The following is a 17,949-nucleotide window of genomic DNA, read 5'->3' on the forward strand; positions in this document are numbered from 1 at the left end:
ATGGTGGGCGATGTAGGTTTCGAACCTACGACCTCTGCCGTGTGAAGGCAGCGCTCTCCCGCTGAGCTAATCGCCCGTCGGATATGAAAATACTACTGTTTCCCCGCGTCCGAAGTCAACCGGGAGGCGCCCTCAGAAGACCCCGCCCATCAGCTCGGCCACGATGGAGCCCACGGGAGCCTCGGTCTTCATCTTCACCGGCACCCTCCTCTCATCATCCGTGACCCAGATGAGGATATCGCCCTTGGAGACGAATATCCCTTCGGACTTCATGACCGGCTTCAGAAGCACGGTTTTGAAGGTCCCCGCCGGCACCGTCACGGTCTCGCGCTTGAGCACCCGGACCTCCAGGTCATAGACCTTCTTGCTGTCGAAGACGGTAATGAACAAGGACGTCCCCGGTGTGAGCTCCTCCTCCGCCTGCCGGACGGCATAGAGGGCCGAAAGGGGGTCGTAGATGGCCTCGGGCATCTCGTATTCCCGCTTCTCCCCTTTCAGGTGGTCGATGTAAAGGGCCTTGCCCTCGGACCGGAGGAAAACCACCTCCTTGTCCTTCCGATGCTTCCCTTCCCTCGCCTTCAGCCGATACCTCAGCGGATACCAGGGCTCCTCCCCTTGGAGATGGCTCTCCACCCGGTCCTCCACCGGGTAAAAGACGCTTATCCAATTGGCCGAGCGAGCCACCGAAGAGAGCGTGACCCCGTCGCCCGTCTCCTGTATCTCCATGACCGACGTGCCCGCCGTAAGCCCCAGCCACTTGAGGTCGAATACGAACTTCTCGTGAGCGGGAAGAGTTGCACGGGCAGAGGCCGCCAGAAGGAAAAGCAGAAGTGCCGAAGCCGCGAAGCCGGAGAAGCCTTTCAGCATTTTTCTCATTGTTTCATTGTATCAGAAAGGCTAGGGAAAACGCAGCCTTTCCGCCCCTTACGAAGGGCGAAAGCGCTCCGGCATTTGTTATAGTAAAGGTTATGATTGTCATCCCCGCCATAGACCTCAAGGGAGGCATGTGCGTGCGGCTTCTGCAAGGGAGGGCCGAGGACGCCACGGTCTACTCCGAGGACCCTGTGGCCACCGCCCTTGCGTGGGAGAGAGACGGGGCCGGGCTCATCCACATCGTCGACCTGGACGGGGCCTTCACCGGCCAGCAGAAGAACCTCGAGGCCGTGCGGGCCATCCGGGGTGCGGTGGGGGCCGAGCTCGAGCTGGGCGGGGGCATCCGCGACCTGGAGCGCATCGAGCTCCTTCTCTCCCTGGGCATCGACCGCGTTATCCTGGGCACGGTGGCCGCCGAGAGGCCCGATCTCGTGCGGGAAGCCTGCTCCCGCCATCCCGGCCGGGTCCTCGTGGGCATAGACGCCCGGGACGGAAAAGTCGCCGTGCGGGGCTGGGTGGAGGTGACCGAGCACGAGGCCGTCCAATTCGCCCGGGCCGCAGAGGCTGCCGGGGCCGGGGGCATCATCTACACCGACATCTCCCGGGACGGGATGCTCGCAGGGCCCAACGTGCCTGCAACCAAAAAGCTCGCCGCCTCGGTCGGCGTGCCCGTCATCGCCTCTGGAGGCGTGCGCTCGCTGGATGACATCGTCGCCCTCAGGGACGCCGGAGGCATCTGGGGCGCCATCACGGGGAAAGCCATCTATGCCGGCACCCTGGAGCTCGGCGAGGCCATCAGGGTCGCCACCTCTTCCCCGACGGAGGAGGGGTAAGGCGTGCTGGCCAAGCGCATCATCCCCTGCCTTGACGTCCGCGACGGCCGCGTGGTGAAGGGGGTCAATTTCGTCAATATCCGGGACGCCGGCGACCCGGTGGAAAACGCCATCTTCTATGATGAGCAGGGCGCCGACGAGCTTGTTTTCCTGGACATCACGGCATCGCACGAGAAGCGCGACATCATCATCGACGTGGTCAGGCGGACGGCCAACGATATCTTCATGCCTCTCACCGTGGGAGGGGGCGTGCGCACGCTGGAGGACATCCGTGCCCTCCTGAAGGCCGGCTGCGACAAGGTCGCCATCAACACGACGGCCGTCAAAAACCCCCCCTTCATCCGGCAGGCCTCGGCACGGTTCGGGAGCCAGTGCATCGTCGTGGCGATAGACGCCAAGGGGTGCCGGGGCGCGCAGGGAGAGCCGCCGGAGTGGATGGCGGACCGCTCTCTCATGCCCGAAGAGGGGAAGGCCTCGTGGGAGGTCTACACTCACGGAGGGCGGCGACCCAAGGGCATCGACGCCGTGAAATGGGCCCGGCACATGGAGGAGATGGGGGCCGGGGAGATACTGCTTACCAGCATGGACCGCGACGGCACCAGGGACGGCTACGACATAGGACTGACCCGCACGGTCTCGGAGGCCGTCGGCATCCCGGTCATCGCCTCCGGAGGGGTGGGTTCCCTCGAGCACCTCTATGAGGGCCTCGTGGAGGGCAAGGCGGACGCCGTCCTGGCCGCCAGCATCTTCCACTACAGGGAATACACCATCGAGGAGGCAAAGGACTTCCTGCGCGAGCGGGGCGTCGTCGTCAGGGACGCCTGATGGACCTTCCGGAGGCGGTACGCCGGAGCATCCGCAAGTTCTCCATGCTCTCCGGCGGAGAGACGGTGCTGGTGGGGCTCTCCGGAGGACCCGATTCCACCTGCCTGGCCATGGTCCTCAAGGAGCTGAGCCCGGAGCTCTCCCTCTCCGTGAGAACCCTCTACGTCGACCACGGCCTGCGGCCCGAAGAGACACCGGGAGAGATACGCTTTGCCCGGGAGCTTTCCGCCGGGCTGGACATGCCTTTTTCGGTGAGAAACGTCGAGGCGGGCCCCTTCGCCAGGGAGCACGGGTTGAGCATCCAGGACGCCGCCCGGAGGCTTCGCCTGGCTGCCCTGGAAGAAGAGGCCCGCGAGACGGGCTCGCGGCTCATCGCCCTGGGCCACAACCTGGACGACCAGGCCGAGACCATGGTCATGCGTTTTCTCCGGGGCTCGGGCCCCACCGGCCTGGCCGGTATTGCCCCCGTACGGGGACAATTCATCCGCCCCCTCATCGAGACCGAAAGGAAAGACATAGAGGCGTTCCTTTCCCAGCGGCAGGTCGTCCCCATACGAGACCCCTCGAACCTCAAGCTGGACTACCTCAGAAATCGCCTGCGGGTGCAGGTGATGCCCCTTCTCCGGGAGATAAACCCCGACCTCTCCCGCACCCTGGCCCACACGGCCGAGGTCTTCCGGGAAGAGGAGCGGTACTTCTCCATCCTGGTGACCAAAGCTCTGATGAAGCTCATCTCCCGGAAGACGGACACCTCCATAGAGCTCTTCCTGGCGCCCCTGGAGGCGATGGAGAAAGTCATCCTGAGGCGCGTCCTCAGAAGGGCCATCGACGAGACGCGAGGGCTCCGGGGCATCGGCTTCCCCCACGTGGAGGACATCATCACCCTTCTGAAGGAAGGCCTGCCCGGGGACCGGGTGCATCTGCCCGGGGGCGTAAGGGTGATAAAGAAGTACAGCACGGTGCTCCTGACCTCGGAGGAGCCGGTCCGCCTGGGCACATACTCCTTGGAGGCCGGGGGTGAAGTCCTCCTCGGGGAGGCGGGGTTGGTCATCGCCGCCTCCGTATCCCATGAGAAGCCCTCCTTCGAGCCCGACTACAGGTACTCCGCCGTCTTTGACGTCGGGAAGGCGGCAGGCCCCTTTACGGTGCGTCCCCGCCAGGACGGGGACTCCTTTCTGCCCCTGGGTTTCGGCAGGACGAAGAAGCTCCAGGACTTCTTCGTGGATGCCAAGGTTCCACGGGAGGAGCGGGACGCGGTCCCCATAGTGACCACCCGGGAGGGAGAAATCCTCTGGGTGGTGGGCCACCGGGGGGACGAGCGGTTCCGGCCCACGGATGAGACCCGGACATTTCTCATCCTCCGGGCGACCCCGGCCCGGGCGTGACGCCTTTCGCAGTCCCTTTTGCACCTCCATCCGTTGCCTCCCCTCCCCGGGTTTTCTTGCGTGAATCCGCCCGTTTTGTTATATTCTTAGATGTTCGTTTTTCTTTGGTTTTCTCCGCCCTGAAGGCAGGTCTCCCGGTTGGACGGGACAAGTCTGCCTAGGCAATTGTATTGAAGGCCCCGGTTCCTCAAAGGACTGGGGCCGTGTTGCGAGCCCTCGAAAGGGAGGTTCCTCCATGAATCAGGTGAGAGTCCGTTTCGCCCCGAGCCCCACCGGGCATCTGCATATAGGCGGGGCCCGGACGGCCCTGTTCAACTGGCTCTACGCCCGGAGCAGCCAAGGCTCCTTCATCCTCCGCATCGAGGACACGGACCGGAGCCGCTCCACCGAGGAGTACATAGAGTCCATACTGGAGGGGATGCGCTGGCTCGGCCTCCACTGGGACGAGGGGCCTTTCCGCCAGACCGAGCGCATGGATATCTACCGCCAGGCCGTGGACCGTCTTCTTGAGGAAAACAAGGCCTACCACTGTTACTGCACGGCCGAGGAGCTGGAGGACCGCAGGAAGCAGGCCGTCCTGGAGGGCCGCCCCCCGGTCTATGACCGCCGCTGCCGCGACCTCGGGGAGGCCCATCCCGACAGGACGCCCACCGTGCGCTTCCGGATGCCCGAGGCGGGCATCGTCACTGTGAAGGACATGGTGAAGGGCAACGTCAGCTTCGACAACAGCCAGCTCGACGACCTCATCATCATGCGCTCCGACGGCACCCCCACGTATAACTTCGTGGTGGTGGTGGACGACGTGCAGATGCGCATCACCCATGTCATCCGGGGCGACGACCACCTGAACAATACGCCCAAGCAGCTGCACATCTACCGGGCCCTGGGCTACGACGTGCCGGTCTTCGCCCACCTGCCCATGATACTGGGGCCCGACAGGCAGCGCCTCTCCAAACGGCACGGCGCGACCTCCGTGGTGGCCTACCGGGACCAGGGCTATCTCCCGGACGCCCTGGTCAACTATCTGGCCCGGCTCGGATGGTCCCACGGAGACCAGGAGGTCTTCAGCCGCCAGGAGCTCGTCAAGCTCTTCGGTTTCGAGAACGTCGGGGCCTCGGCGGCCGTCTTCAACGCCGAGAAGCTTCTCTGGCTGAACGCCCAGCATGTGATGGCGACACCCGTGCAGGAGCTGGCGAGGCTGGTCCGCCCCTTCCTCATAAAGGACGGCACCATCTCGGAGGACGCCGAGCTTGACCCCCGGTGGCTGGCCCGGGCGATAGAGACCCTGAGGGAGCGCGCCAAGACGCTGGTGGAGCTGGCGCGGTCCCTCCGGTACTATATCCTCGAGGACGTGGAGGTAGAGACCAAGGCAGCGGAGAAGTTCCTGACCGAAAAGACCCTCCCCGTGCTCAAGGAGATACGCACCGCCCTCCAGGGGGTGGAGCCCTTCGCCCACGAGGGGCTTGAGCGCGCCTTCAAGGGCGTCATGCTCAGCCGGGACGTGAAGATGGGCGCGGTGGCCCAGCCCGTGAGGGTTGCCGTGACGGGAAGGACGGAAAGCCCCGGCATCTACGAGGTCCTGGAGGTCGTCGGCAAGGAGAAAGCACTCAGGCGCCTGGACAAGGCTGTCTCCCGGATAGAAAAACCCTGACCGCCGGAAAGATGGAAACTCCCGAACAGACCGCTCCCTCGAATTTTATTGCAGAGGTTGTGCAAGAGGACCTGAAAAAGGGGACCTTTCGGGGGCGGGTGCACATGCGCTTTCCCCCCGAGCCCAATGGCTACCTGCACATCGGGCACGCGAAGTCCATCGTGCTGAACTTTGGCCTCGCTCAGCGCCACGGCGGCCTGTGCAACCTGAGGTTCGACGATACGAACCCCATGAAGGAAGAGCAGAAGTACGTGGAGTCCATCATCGAGGACGTCCGGTGGCTGGGCTATGACTGGGGTGAGAGGCTTTTCTACGCTTCGGACTATTTCGCGGAGCTTTACGAGTTCGCCCTGAAACTCATCAAGGACGGGAAGGCCTATGTGGACGACCTCTCGGCGGACGAGATACGCCGCTACAGGGGCACCCTCACCGAGCCGGGCAAGGAAAGCCCTTGCCGAAACCGCACGGTGCAGGAGAACCTGGACCTCTTCGAGCGGATGCGGGCCGGGGAGTTTCCGGACGGCTCCCGCACGCTTCGGGCCAGGATAGACATGGCCTCCGGTAACATAAACATGCGCGACCCGGTCATGTACCGCATCCTCAAGGTCTCCCACCAGAGGACCGGGGATGCGTGGTGCATCTATCCCACCTACGACTGGGCCCACGGCCAGAGCGACTCCCTGGAGGGCATCACCCATTCCATCTGCACGTTGGAGTTCGAGGACCATCGTCCCCTGTACGACTGGTTCCTCGATGCCCTGGGCGTTTACCATCCCAAACAGATAGAGTTCGCGCGCCTGAACCTGAGCCACACGGTCCTGAGCAAGCGAAAACTCATCCGGCTGGTCTCGGAGGGCCACGTCGGCGGCTGGGACGACCCGCGCTTGCCCACCATCTCGGGCCTCCGCAGGCGGGGGTACACGCCCGAGGCCGTACGCACCTTCTGCGAGCGCATCGGCGTATCGAAGGCCCAGAGCGTCGTGGACATCGCCCTCCTTGAGCACTGCCTGAGGGAGGACCTCAACAGGCGCGCCCCCCGGGTGATGGCCGTGCTCAGGCCCCTCAAGGTGGTCCTTACGAACTATCCCCAGGGCAAGGTGGAACATGTGGAGCTTGACAACAACCCCGAAGACCCCTCCATGGGGACCAGAACGGCGCCCTTCTCGCGGGAGCTTTTTGTCGAGCGGGACGATTTCCGCGAGGAGGCCCCGAAGAAATTCCACCGCCTGGTCCCGGGGCGGGAGGTCCGGCTGAAGGGGGCATACATCATCACCTGCGAGAAGGCCGTAAAAGACGAAGAGACCGGGGAGGTCATCGAGGTGCACTGTACGTATGACCCCGAGACCAGAAGCGGCGCGCCCCGGGCCGAGCGCAAGGTGAAGGGGACCCTGCACTGGGTCTCGGCCCCCCACGCCCTGCCGGCGGAAGTGCGGCTCTACGACCACCTTTTTACCGAGGCCGAGCCCGAGGGTGAAGGGGAGGACTTCACGCGGGCCCTGAACCCCCACTCCCTTGAGGTGCTCACCTCCTGCTACGTGGAGCCCTCGCTCGGGGAGGCCCGTCCGGGTGACAGGTGCCAGTTCCTGAGGCTGGGCTATTTCTGCGTGGACCACGTAGGCGCCGACGGCCTTCTTGTCTTCAACAGGACGGCCACGCTCAAGGACACCTGGGCCAGAATAGAGAAGAAAGGAGCTTCGGGTTGAGCTACATCGCCGTGCTGGGTGCGGGAAGCTGGGGGAGCACCCTGGCCAAGCTTCTCGCCGAAAAGGACTATGACGTCTCCCTTTGGGTCCACGAAGAGGACCTTGCCCGTGAAATCAGCCAGACGGGCGTCAACAGCGTCTTCCTCCCGGGGGTGGAGCTCCCCAGGAGCCTCAAGGCCTCCGCGGACTTTGAGCGGGTCCTGCGGGGCTCCCGCTACGTCGTCAGCGTGGTGCCCACACAGTTCGTGCGGTCCGTCATGCGGGTGGCCCGCCCCCATATCGAGAGGAACGCGGTCGTCGTAAGCGCATCCAAGGGGATAGAGAACAAGACCTTCCAGACCGTGACGAGCATCGTCCACGAGATGACCGGCTTGCCCGCGGCCGCCCTGTCGGGCCCGAGCTTCGCCTCCGAGGTGGTGCGCCGCCTTCCCACGGCGGTAACGCTCGCCTGCCGGGACCGGAACGTGGGGCTCCTGCTGCAGGAGTTGTTCACGACGGATTACTTCAGGGTCTACACCCACCATGACGTCATCGGGACAGAGCTGGGCGGTGCCCTCAAAAACGTCATGGCCGTGGCGGCGGGCATCAGCGAGGGGCTGGGCCTGGGCAGCAACGCCCGGGCCGCCCTCATCACGCGGGGCCTGATGGAAATGACCCGTCTCGGGGTGTGCATGGGGGCCGAGGAGAAGACCTTTTTCGGGCTGAGCGGCCTCGGGGACCTGGTGCTTACCTGCACGTCCACCCAGTCGAGGAACTACACGGTGGGCCGGAGGCTCGGCCAGGGGGAGAAACTCAAGGAAATCCTCGCGAGTATGACGGCCGTGGCCGAGGGGGTGAGCACCACCCGGGCTGCTCATGCCCTGGCCACGAAAAAGCGCGTCGAGATGCCCATCGTGGAGCAGGTGCATGCGGTCCTCTACGAAGAGAAAGACCCCCGGGAGGCGGTCACGGCCCTTATGACCCGGCTGCCCAAAGCCGAGTTCTGATGAACCGGGAGGGCCTTGAAAAAATCCTCCGGAGCCTGGCGGAGGGCACCGTCGACGTGGAGGAGGCCATGAGGCGGCTCCGCCACTTCCCCTACGAGGACCTCGCCTTCGCCCGCCTGGAGCACCACCGCTCCCTGAGGCAGGGCGTGCCCGAAGTGGTCCTGGCCAGGGGAAAGAGGGCGGAAGACACCGTGGCCATTGCCCGGGCCATGTACCGGGAGAGCGGGCGGCTGCTGGTGACGAAGGCCCCTCCGGAAGTCTTTGAAAAGCTCGGCATGGAGGAGGCCGCCTATCATCGAGCCTCCGGGCTCATCATGGCCGGCGAGGCGGCCGCAAAGACGGGCTCCGTGCTGGTCGTCTCTGCGGGCACCTCCGACATCCCCGTGGCAGAGGAGGCGGCCCTTACGGCCTCGTTCCTCGGAAGCCGGACGAAAACTCTCTACGATGTGGGGGTGTCGGGCATCCACAGGCTCATGGAGAAAAGAGGCGCTCTCGAAGAGGCCCGGGTCCTGGTGGTGGTGGCCGGCATGGAAGGCGCCCTCCCCTCCGTGGTGGGCGGACTCACCTCCCGGCCCGTCGTGGCCGTGCCCACGTCGGTGGGTTACGGAGCGAGCCTGGGAGGGCTCACGGCCCTTTTCGCGATGCTCAACTCCTGCGTGCCGGGCATCGCGGTGATGAACATCGACAACGGCTTCGGCGCGGGCTGCCTCGCCCACAGGATAAACACGCTGGAGCCCCCGGCAGCGGAAACTCCCTGAGCGAGGAGAAAGCTAGAACCTATCTCAAAATTGATTTCGAAGCGAAAGAGAGAAGAAATGGCGGCAGACAAGGAGGGAAGGGGAAATCGCCCGGAGGCGCAGCAGCGTTGCGTTGAGGACGATTTTCCCTTCAGGACGCCGTATGCCGCCATTTGGGCCTCTTGCAGGGGTCCCCAAAAAGTCACAAGACTTTTCGGGGTTGAGCCGAAAGCGATTTTGAGATAGGTTCTAAAGCTCCCCCAGCTCGGCGGCCTCCGAGCGCTGGAGAACGTAGCGCGCCCTGACCAGGTCCTTCTGAAGGGAGGCGGCCCGCCCGGCATCCCCTCTGCGCATGGCCTTCAGGAGGTCCCCTTCCAGCTCGGCCACCTCGAGGCGCTTGTAGTAGTCCAGGGTCTCCTTCAGGTGGGCCAGGACTATCCTGGCGGTGAGAACCGGATGGTTGTTGGTAACGTTGGCCTCGGGGTACATGAAGCCGTGCTCGAGCTCCACCTCAAGCCCCGCGCGGAAGTCCTCCAGGTCCACGCCCATGCCATCCGCACCTATCTCCTTCAAAAGAGTGCGGGCCTCCTCGGCCCGAACGTCGGGCTTTTCCATGGCGGTCCAGTCCCTCAGGGCCAGCTCTCTGCAGACCCTCCGGACTTCTTCCACGGTTACGTACTCGGGCAATTCCATGAGGACCTTCCCCCTTATTTCCAGTCGTACCTGGTGCGGCGCCTCTGGTGGACGAACTTCTCCGCCTGAAGAGCGGCCACGCACCCGTTGGCCGCGGCTATCACCACCTGCCGGACTTCCGTGCAGGTGACGTCCCCGGCGGCGAAGACCCCCGGCATGTTGGTGTGCATGAGCCTGTTCGCCGCGATGCACTCCTCCTCGGTGGTCTCCACGCTGCCCTGCAGGAAATCCACAATCGGCCTGCTGCCGTGGATGTAGACGAAAACGCCGTCCAGCTCGATGTACCTTTCGTTCTGTCCGGCGTCCTTCACGCGCACGCCCTGCACGGCCTCGTTGCCCTCGATGGCCTGCACCTTGTGCCCGGTGAGCACCTCCAGGTTGGGGGCCTCCAGGGCCGGATGGTCCTCGCCGATGCGGAGCTTCGTGGAAGGCGCCATGAGGTAGACCTTCTCGGCGAACCGGGTGAGCATGCCTGCCTCCTTGACGGCCTCCTCCGACTCCCCCAGCACGCAGACCGTCTTGCCCTTGAAAAAGGCCGCGTCGCATATGGCGCAGTAGCTTACCCCGCGGCCCAGGAACTCCGCCTCCCCCTGGATGGCGGGCTTTCTCCCCATGGAGCCCGTGGCGATGATTATGGTCCTGGACCGGAAGGACTTCTCCATGGTGAAGACCTCCTTCTCCTCGCCCGCCAGGGAGACGCCTATCACCTGCGTGTCGGGCACGTACCGGGCTCCGAACCCCAGGGCCTGCTCGCGGAAGATGTCCAGAAGCTCCTTTCCGGTGAGGGGCTCCCTCAAGCCCGGGTAGTTCTCTATGCGGTGGGCATAGGCCAGGGCCCCGGCCGTATGTGACTTGTCCAGCACCAGGGTCTTCAGGTTCGACCGGGCGGCGTATTGGGCCGCGCTCAAGCCGGCCGGCCCTCCCCCTATGATGATGACGTCATACAGCTCCTCTGCCATACGGCCCTCCTCGCATCTTTCATCTTAGCATCTCAGTAGGACCTGAGCAATCGGTAATACGTGTCCCTCTGGGCGGGGACGAAACCCGCGCCCCGGATGGCGGCCACCATGTCGTCCTTGTGGACGCGGTGGCTCACGCCGGCGGCGGCCACGACGTTTTCTTCAATCATGGTGGAGCCCAGGTCGTTGGCCCCGAAGCGCAGGGCCACCTGGGCGAGCTTCAGGCCCTGGGTCACCCAGGAGGCCTGTATGTTCCGGACGTTATCGAGATAGAGCCTGCTCAGGGCCAGCACCCTCAGGTACTGGACGGCCATGGCCTGGGCGACCCGCCCCTCCAGGGGCGTGTTGCCGGGCTGAAACGACCAGGGAATGAAGGCGGTGAACCCGCCCGTCCTGTCCTGGAGGGTCCGGACCGCCTCCAGGTGCTCCACAATGTCCTCGGGCCCCTCCACGCTGCCGAACATCATGGTGGCCGTCGTCCGCATTCCCAGGCGGTGGGCCTCCCACATCACCCGGAGCCATGCGGAGGAGCGTATCTTCCGCGGGCTCAGGGCCTCCCGCACGCGGTCGGAGAGCACCTCCGCCCCGCCCCCGGGGATGGAGTCGAGCCCGGCTTCCCTCAGAAGGTAGAGAGTTTCCCGTATGGTGAGGTCTGCCTTTCCGGCGATGTGCACGATTTCCGGAGGAGAGAACCCGTGCACGTTGATGCGGAAGCGCGCCTTGATGCCCCTGAGGAGGTCGAGGTAGTACCCGATTGCAAGCCCGGGATGAAGCCCTCCCTGCATGAGTATCTGCGTGCCGCCCAGGGCCAGGGTCTCCTCTATCTTTTTGTGCACCTCGGTATCGTCGAGGACGTAGCTCTCGGGATGGCCCTCGTCACGCCAGAAGGCGCAGAAACGGCAGTGGTTCACACAAACGTTGGTGTAGTTGATATTGCGGTCGACGACGAAGGTGGCCCTGCCCCCGGGGTGCAGCTCCGCCCTCGTCTCATCGGCCAGGCGGCCGAGCTCAAGGAGGTCCGCCTCCTTGAGAAGCCGCAGGCCCTCCTGCTTCCTGAGCCGCCTCATGCCGCCACGGCCCGGTAGAAGGAGTCGCGCTCCACGGGCTCCCGGCCCGCCTTTCCGATGAGGGCCACCAGCTCGTCCTCCGTGATTGAGCGGCGGCTCCCGGCCCCGGCTGCGTAGGTTATCTTCTCCTCGATGACGGTCCCGTCCAGGTCGTCGGCACCGAAGAGCAGGGCCACCTGGGAAATCTTCTCTCCGAGCATCACCCAGTAGGCCTTGATGTGGGCGAAGTTGTCAAGGACAAGGCGGCTCACCGCGATGGTCCGCAGGTCGTCGAGCCCCGAGGGCCCGCGGCCCACGTCCGTCCCCCCGGGGTGGTAGGCCAGGGGAATAAAGGCCTGAAACCCGCCGGTCCTGTCCTGAAGCTCCCGCAGGGCCAGCAGATGCTCCACCCTGTGGGCGGCGCTCTCCACGTGGCCGTAGAGCATGGTTGCGTTGGTCCTGACTCCCGCTTGATGCGCGGCCTCCATGACCTCAAGCCACCTCTGGCCGGTGAGCTTCTCGGGACAGAGACGGCCCCGGACCTCGGGGGAGAATATCTCGGCCCCGCCGCCGGGCATCGAACCCAGGCCGCTTTCTCTCAGGCCAAGGAGCACCGCGTCCAGGCTCAAGCCGCTTATCCGGTGCATGTAGTCCACCTCGGCCGCCGTAAAGGCCTTGATATGAAGCGAAGGGAACGCCCGCCGGATGCTCTGGAGCATGTGGAGATAGTGCTCGAAGGGCCAGTCCGGATGAAGCCCGCCCACGATGTGCACCTCGGAGACCGGCATGGCGGCCTCTATCCTGGCAAGCACCTCCGGGATGGAAAGCTCATAGGCCCCCTCTTCGTCCCGGGAGCGGCTGAAGGCGCAGAAGCGGCAGCGGTTCACGCAGATGTTTGTGGGGTTGACGTGGACGTTGCGCACGTAAAAGGCACGGTTGCCGTTACGCCTGCGGGCGGCCCCGGCGGCCAGGGAGCCCAGGGTGAAGATGTCGGGGCTCTCGAAGAGGACCAGGGCGTCCTCCCCGGTGAGCCTCCCGCCGGAGAGCACTTTCTCTCTGATTTTCTCCATCACGGCCTTAGTTTCGGTTCCGTGCAATAAGTATCATTATTCTATCCGTAACTCATCGCCTGACATCCCCGTCATTGCGAATCCAGCCTTTTCCGGACTTCCGGCTTGCCCGGCCGGGCCGGACACGACAACCAGCAGCACGCGGATTAAACTATTATGCACGGAACGCACGGAGAAAAAACACCGGAACCTGTTTGAGACGGGTTCTAGATGGGGCTTTCGAAGGGCACGATGCGGGCGTCATACCCTTCGTCGGCAAGCCCCCGGGCGTATTGCAGGGCCTCCTGCTCCGAACCGAACTTGCCCACCCGCACCCTGTAGAAGCGCCTGCCGTCCAGCCACGTCACCGTGACGTGGACCTTTTTATGGTTGAACTCAAGCCCCTCCTTGATGCGGGCGGCATTGGAGCGCTCGTTGAACGCGCCCACCTGGACCGTGTAGGGGCCGTCATAGAAGGGCTCCGCCCCGGCGACCCCGCCCTTGATGTATTTTCTGTAGCGGAGGTCCCGCCCCACGTAGACCACCCGCACCCGGTCCGTCCCCGGCCCGATGAGGCCTATCTCTTCGGCCGCGGCCCGTGAGAGGTCCAGGTCCCTGCCCCGCACGAAGGGCCCCCGGTCGTTGACCACCACCTGCACGGACCGGCCCGTCCTGAGGCTGGTCACCATGAGGCGCGCTCCGAAGGGCAGCGACTTGTGGGCACAGGTCAGGGCGTTCATGTCGTACAGCTCGCCCGAGGCGGTGGGGTTTCCATCGAAGCCCGGCCCGTACCACGAGGCGGTCCAGACGCCCAGGTCCCGGGTCCCCTGCCGCACGGGGGCCGTGGAGCAGGCGGCGACAAGCGCCGCGAAGAACAGGAAGAGGCCGGCCTTAGAGTATGTACCTGCTAAGGTCCTCATCCTTCACGATATCGCCGAGTTTCTCCCGTACGTATGCCCTGTCTATGACCAGGCTGCCCGAGAGGTTGTCCGGCGCGTCGAAGGAGACGTCCTCGAGGAGCTTCTCCATCACCGTGTGGAGCCTCCGCGCCCCGATATTTTCCGCCTTGTCGTTGACCGTGGCCGAGATGGAGGCGATTTCGTCGATGGCGTCCTCCGTAAACTCCACCTCCAGCCCCTCGGTGGCAAGGAGAGCCCTGTACTGGCGGATGAGGGCATTATAGGGCTCGGTCAGTATCCGTACGAAGTCCTCCTTGCCCAGGTGCTCCAGCTCCACGCGTATGGGAAACCGCCCCTGGAGCTCCGGGATGAGGTCCGAGGGCTTGGCCGTGTGAAACGCCCCGGCGGCAATGAAAAGGATGTGCTCCGTCCTGACCGGCCCGTGCTTGGTGGTTACCGTGGAGCCTTCCACGATGGGCAGAAGGTCCCGCTGCACGCCCTCCCGCGAGACGTCCGGGCCGTGTCCCCCGCTGTTTCTGGTAGCTATCTTGTCCACCTCGTCCAGGAAGACGATGCCCAGTTGTTCCACCCTCTCCACGGCCTCCCGGGTCACCCTGTCCATGTCGATGAGCCGGTTGGCTTCCTCCTGGGTGAGGATCCTGCGGGCCTCGCTGACCTTCACCCTCTTGCGCTTGGGCCTGCTGGGCAGAAGGCCGCCCAGCATCTCCTTGAGGTTTATCTCGATGTCCTCCATCCCCGCATTGGAGATGACGCCGAAGGGCATGACCTTCTCGTGGACATCCACCTCCACGTACCTGTCCTCGAGCTTCCCCTCGCGGAGCTGCGCGCGGAGCTTCTCCCTGGTCTGGGCGTACCGCTCCCGCTCCTCCTCGGTCACCACGGGCCCCCGTTGCTGGGGCAGAAGGGTGTCTATTATCCTGTCTTCGGCGTGGGCTTCCGCCCGCTCCTGCACCCGGGCCGTGTGCTCGCTCCGGACCATGTTGACCGAAATCTCCGTCAGGTCCCGGATGATGGACTCCACGTCCCGCCCCACGTAGCCCACCTCGGTGAACTTGGAGGCCTCCACCTTCATGAAGGGGGCGTCGGCCAAACGTGCCAGACGCCGGGCGACCTCGGTCTTTCCCACGCCGGTGGGCCCTATCATGATGATGTTCTTCGGCAGGACCTCGTCCTTGAGGTCGGCAGAGAGGTGCTGCCTCCTCCACCGGTTGCGCAAGGCGATGGCCACGGCCTTCTTCGCCTTGTCCTGGCCGATGATATATTTATCAAGCTCTTGCACTGTCTTTCTTGGTGTAAGTTTATCCATTCAGTTCCTCGATGGCGATATTCGCGTTGGTGTAAATGCAGATGTCGGCGGCTATCTTCATGGCGCGCTCGACGATGCCCCTGGCATCCAGGTCGGTGTTCTCGTACAGGGCGGTTGCGGCGGCCTGGGCAAAGGAGCCGCCCGAGCCGATGGCCGCTATGCCCGTGTCGGGCTCCACGACGTCGCCGTTGCCCGAGATGATGAAGGTGTGCTCCAGGTCGGCCACGACAAGAAGGGCCTCCAGGCGCCTGAGTATGCGGTCCGTCCGCCAGTCCTTGGCAAGCTCCACGGCCGCCCGCCGGAGGTTCCCCCTGTACGCCTCTATCTTGGCCTCGAACTTCTCGAACAGGGTGAAGGCGTCGGCCGTAGCGCCCGAGAAGCCGGTGACGATCCTCTCGTCGTACATCTTCCTGACCTTCCGGGCGTTATGCTTCAGGACCGTATTGCCCATGGTGACCTGGCCGTCGCCGCCCACGGCAACCTTCCCGTTTCTTCTCACGCAGAGTATTGTGGTTCCCTCGAACATGGATGCCGTCTCTGATAAAACGTGTCGGGTTTCTGTGTAAGCCTGCATAAGTATTCAGTATTGATTGTAACAGAAACTCCCTGCCCGCTCAAGGAACGCCCGGTCATGCCGGCAGGGCCGGAGGCGGGTCAGGCCTCATCAAGAAAAAGAGGCCTCCTCGACGGAGGGGCCACGCCACACTCCGCGGCCCGCCCGAGAAGCTCCCGCACGGCGGCCCTCCCCTCCTGGCCGAGGTCCACCGTGTAGTCATTGACGTAGAGGCCGATATGCTCGGCGATGACCTTCCGGTCAAGCTCCCTGGCATGCTCCCGCACGTACGGGGCGGCCGCCTCCGGGTTTTCGAAGGCGTACCGGACGCTTTCCCTTATCATGTCCTCCGCGGAGCGGACGGCCTCCTCACCCAGGGTCCTCCGGGCAAGGATGCATCCCAGGGGGATGGGGTGCCCCGTCTCCGACTCCCACCACTCGCCCAGGTCCAGGACCTTGACTAGCCCATAGGACGGATAGGTGAAGCGGCTCTCGTGGATGATGACCCCGGCCTCAACCTTTCCGTCCCGCACGGCCTCCATGACGCGGTGGAAGGGCATGGACGCCGCGTTCTCGGCCAGGGCCGGGTCATGGAGCCGGAGGAGGAGGTTTGCCGTGGTGTGCTCTCCCGGCACGGCTATTCTTTTCCCTCTCAGAGCATCCATGGCAACCTGCCCGCGGGCCACCACGAGGGGGCCGCATCCCCGCCCGAGGGCGGCCCCCGACCGGAGCAGGACATACTGCTCGCGCAGCAGTCCCAGCGCCCCGAAGGAGGCCTTGGTCAGGTCCAGTGCGCCCCGAAGGGCCATCCGGTTGAGAGTCTCCACGTCCTCGAGCACGGGCCGGAAGGCCAGGGCCCTGCCGGGTATCTTTCCCCGGGCAAGGGCATAAAAGATGAAGGTGTCGTTGGGGCAGGGGGAGAACCCCAGAGAGAGCGTTCTCATCCTTCGATTATACTTTCTTCCCCGGGGGGCCGGCAACGGCCGCTCCGCCCGCGAACCTTTGGTTCACTTTTCCTTTTAGAGGAAGTATAATGGGGTAAAGCTCGAAGCAGCTTTTATTTGCGAGACGCGCAACCCTTTGAAAATCCAAAAGGAGGTAGTGGGAATGGACCTCAAGGAGTTACTCGCTCTCGAAGAGGGCTCGGTCAAGGTGCCCGATGCGGCCAAGCTCAGAGATGCCATGGACGGACTCATCCACGACGCCGTCTTCGAGCCGGACGAGAAGAAGCGAAACGCCAAGCTCACCCTGCTCAAGGAAGCCTGCAAGCAGGCGGGGGCCATACCGGCCTCCATCCAGGAGCTGTACGAGCACATGGGCAAGAAGTACCCCGGCTTTACCGTTCCGGCCATAAACATCCGCGGCCTCACCTATGACACCGCCCGGGCCGTCTTCCGCACGGCCATACGGAACAACGTGGGGGCCTTCATCTTCGAGATCGCCCGTTCGGAAATCGGCTACACGAAGCAGCGGCCCCTGGAGTACGCCACCGTGGTACTGGCCGCCGCGATCAAGGAAGGCTTCGCCGGCCCGGTCTTCATCCAGGGCGACCATTTCCAGGTGGTCAGGAAGTATTTTTCCACCGACCCGGAGAAGGAGACTTCCTATCTGCGGAACCTCATCAGGGAGGCCATAGAGGCCGACTTCTATAATATCGACATCGACACCTCCACGCTGGTGGACCTCTCCCAGCCCACCCTCAAGGAGCAGCAGTACCCCAACTACCACACCTCGGCGCACTTTGCCGATTACATCAGGGAAATAGAGCCCGAGGGCATCACCATCTCCATCGGCGGAGAGATAGGGGAGATAGGCGGCAAGAACAGCGACCCCGACGAACTCAGGACATACCTGGACGGCTTCAACGAGGAGCACACCAGGGGCAAGGGGCTCAGCAAGCTGAGCGTGCAGACCGGCACCGCCCACGGGGGCGTCGTTTTGCCCGACGGCACGCTGGCCAAGGTGAAGATAGACTTCGACACCCTCAGGACCCTCTCGGAGATCGCCCGCAAGGACTACGGCCTCTCCGGCTGCGTGCAGCACGGAGCTTCCACCCTCCCGGAGGAGGCCTTCCACAATTTCCCCGAGACCGGGACGTCCGAGGTGCACCTGGCCACGGGCTTCCAGAACATCCTCTACGACAACCCCGCCCTCCCCGCGGAGTTCCGGAACCGGATTTACGAGTTCATCGAGACGGAATTCGCCAAGGAGAAGAAGGAAGACTGGACGGACGAGCAGTTCATCTACAAGACCAGGAAGAAAGGGCTCGGCCCGTTCAAGAAACAGTGGTGGAGCCTGCCGCCCGAGGTCAAGGCACCCATCGTGGAGGAGCTGGAGAAGAAGTTCGACCTCCTCTTCAGGAAGCTCAAGGTCAACGATACAAAGGGCATCGTCGCAGAGACGGTCAAGCCGGTCCTGATAAAGCGCGAG

General features: G+C 64.2%; 17 protein-coding genes and 1 tRNA gene. 8 read left to right on the forward strand and 10 right to left on the reverse strand.

What is annotated here, in order from left to right:
* Position 1: 1 nt before the first annotated feature.
* Together P8Y39_07825 and P8Y39_07830 are read right to left on the reverse strand one after the other, a co-directional pair.
* Positions 2–76, reverse strand: a tRNA-Val gene (locus P8Y39_07825).
* 56 nt (positions 77–132) lie between these two features.
* Positions 133–867 carry a DUF3108 domain-containing protein gene (locus P8Y39_07830; GenBank protein ID MEJ2192243.1) on the reverse strand — a complete coding sequence of 245 codons (735 nt, stop codon included), beginning with the start codon at positions 865–867 and terminating at the stop codon, positions 133–135.
* A gap of 101 nt (positions 868–968) precedes the next feature.
* Here P8Y39_07830 and hisA point away from each other — a divergent pair, with 101 nt between their 5' ends.
* The 7 genes from hisA (at position 969) to larB (ending at position 9,014) form a co-directional block, all read left to right on the forward strand.
* Complete coding sequence (gene hisA, locus P8Y39_07835; GenBank protein ID MEJ2192244.1) at positions 969–1,706, forward strand: 1-(5-phosphoribosyl)-5-[(5-phosphoribosylamino)methylideneamino]imidazole-4-carboxamide isomerase; 738 nt, start codon at positions 969–971, stop codon at positions 1,704–1,706.
* Positions 1,707–1,709: 3 nt separating this feature from the next.
* Positions 1,710–2,531 (forward strand): imidazole glycerol phosphate synthase subunit HisF, encoded by an 822-nt coding sequence (gene hisF, locus P8Y39_07840; protein MEJ2192245.1) that lies wholly within the window; start codon positions 1,710–1,712, stop codon positions 2,529–2,531.
* Positions 2,531–3,916 carry a tRNA lysidine(34) synthetase TilS gene (tilS, locus tag P8Y39_07845; protein ID MEJ2192246.1) on the forward strand — a complete coding sequence of 462 codons (1,386 nt, stop codon included), beginning with the start codon at positions 2,531–2,533 and terminating at the stop codon, positions 3,914–3,916. Before hisF ends, tilS begins: the two co-directional genes overlap by 1 nt.
* A 235-nt stretch (positions 3,917–4,151) precedes the next feature.
* The gene (gltX, locus tag P8Y39_07850) at positions 4,152–5,567 is read left to right on the forward strand and encodes a glutamate--tRNA ligase (protein MEJ2192247.1); all 1,416 of its coding nucleotides are present in this window, start codon (positions 4,152–4,154) and stop codon (positions 5,565–5,567) included.
* Positions 5,568–5,578: 11 nt separating this feature from the next.
* The gene (locus tag P8Y39_07855) at positions 5,579–7,270 is read left to right on the forward strand and encodes a glutamine--tRNA ligase/YqeY domain fusion protein (protein ID MEJ2192248.1); all 1,692 of its coding nucleotides are present in this window, start codon (positions 5,579–5,581) and stop codon (positions 7,268–7,270) included.
* Positions 7,267–8,256 carry an NAD(P)-dependent glycerol-3-phosphate dehydrogenase gene (locus P8Y39_07860; GenBank protein ID MEJ2192249.1) on the forward strand — a complete coding sequence of 330 codons (990 nt, stop codon included), beginning with the start codon at positions 7,267–7,269 and terminating at the stop codon, positions 8,254–8,256. The genes P8Y39_07855 and P8Y39_07860 overlap by 4 nt, the downstream gene beginning before the upstream one ends.
* Positions 8,256–9,014: a nickel pincer cofactor biosynthesis protein LarB gene (gene larB / locus P8Y39_07865; GenBank protein ID MEJ2192250.1), complete on the forward strand. Its 759-nt coding sequence runs from the start codon at positions 8,256–8,258 to the stop codon at positions 9,012–9,014. Before P8Y39_07860 ends, larB begins: the two co-directional genes overlap by 1 nt.
* Positions 9,015–9,242: 228 nt before the next feature.
* Here the strand turns inward: larB and P8Y39_07870 are convergent, their stop codons facing one another.
* The 8 genes from P8Y39_07870 to P8Y39_07905 all read right to left on the reverse strand — a co-directional run bounded on the left by P8Y39_07870 (position 9,243) and on the right by P8Y39_07905 (position 16,463).
* A complete protein-coding gene (locus P8Y39_07870; protein ID MEJ2192251.1) occupies positions 9,243–9,686 on the reverse strand; it encodes a hypothetical protein in 444 nt (147 codons plus the stop codon).
* 14 nt (positions 9,687–9,700) lie between these two features.
* The gene (locus P8Y39_07875; GenBank protein MEJ2192252.1) at positions 9,701–10,645 is read right to left on the reverse strand and encodes an FAD-dependent oxidoreductase; all 945 of its coding nucleotides are present in this window, start codon (positions 10,643–10,645) and stop codon (positions 9,701–9,703) included.
* Between the two features lie 32 nt (positions 10,646–10,677).
* Positions 10,678–11,712, reverse strand: a complete 1,035-nt coding sequence (mqnC, locus tag P8Y39_07880) for a cyclic dehypoxanthinyl futalosine synthase (GenBank protein MEJ2192253.1) — start codon at positions 11,710–11,712, stop codon at positions 10,678–10,680.
* A complete protein-coding gene (gene mqnE / locus P8Y39_07885; protein ID MEJ2192254.1) occupies positions 11,709–12,761 on the reverse strand; it encodes an aminofutalosine synthase MqnE in 1,053 nt (350 codons plus the stop codon). The genes mqnC and mqnE overlap by 4 nt, the downstream gene beginning before the upstream one ends.
* Before the next feature lie 206 nt (positions 12,762–12,967).
* A complete protein-coding gene (locus P8Y39_07890) occupies positions 12,968–13,660 on the reverse strand; it encodes a septal ring lytic transglycosylase RlpA family protein (protein MEJ2192255.1) in 693 nt (230 codons plus the stop codon).
* Entirely contained in the window at positions 13,632–14,966 is a 1,335-nt protein-coding gene (hslU, locus tag P8Y39_07895) for an ATP-dependent protease ATPase subunit HslU (protein ID MEJ2192256.1), read from the reverse strand. The genes P8Y39_07890 and hslU overlap by 29 nt, the downstream gene beginning before the upstream one ends.
* Entirely contained in the window at positions 14,959–15,492 is a 534-nt protein-coding gene (gene hslV / locus P8Y39_07900; GenBank protein MEJ2192257.1) for an ATP-dependent protease subunit HslV, read from the reverse strand. The genes hslU and hslV overlap by 8 nt, the downstream gene beginning before the upstream one ends.
* Positions 15,493–15,620: 128 nt before the next feature.
* Complete coding sequence (locus P8Y39_07905) at positions 15,621–16,463, reverse strand: 1,4-dihydroxy-6-naphthoate synthase (GenBank protein ID MEJ2192258.1); 843 nt, start codon at positions 16,461–16,463, stop codon at positions 15,621–15,623.
* A gap of 163 nt (positions 16,464–16,626) precedes the next feature.
* On the opposite strand from P8Y39_07905, the gene P8Y39_07910 reads away from it, so the two are divergent.
* Positions 16,627–17,949 (forward strand): class II fructose-bisphosphate aldolase (locus P8Y39_07910; protein MEJ2192259.1); only part of this gene is annotated, 1,323 nt, incomplete at its 3' end.

The organism is Nitrospirota bacterium, from assembly GCA_037386965.1.
Classification (GTDB): Bacteria; Nitrospirota; Thermodesulfovibrionia; order Thermodesulfovibrionales; family JdFR-86; genus JARRLN01.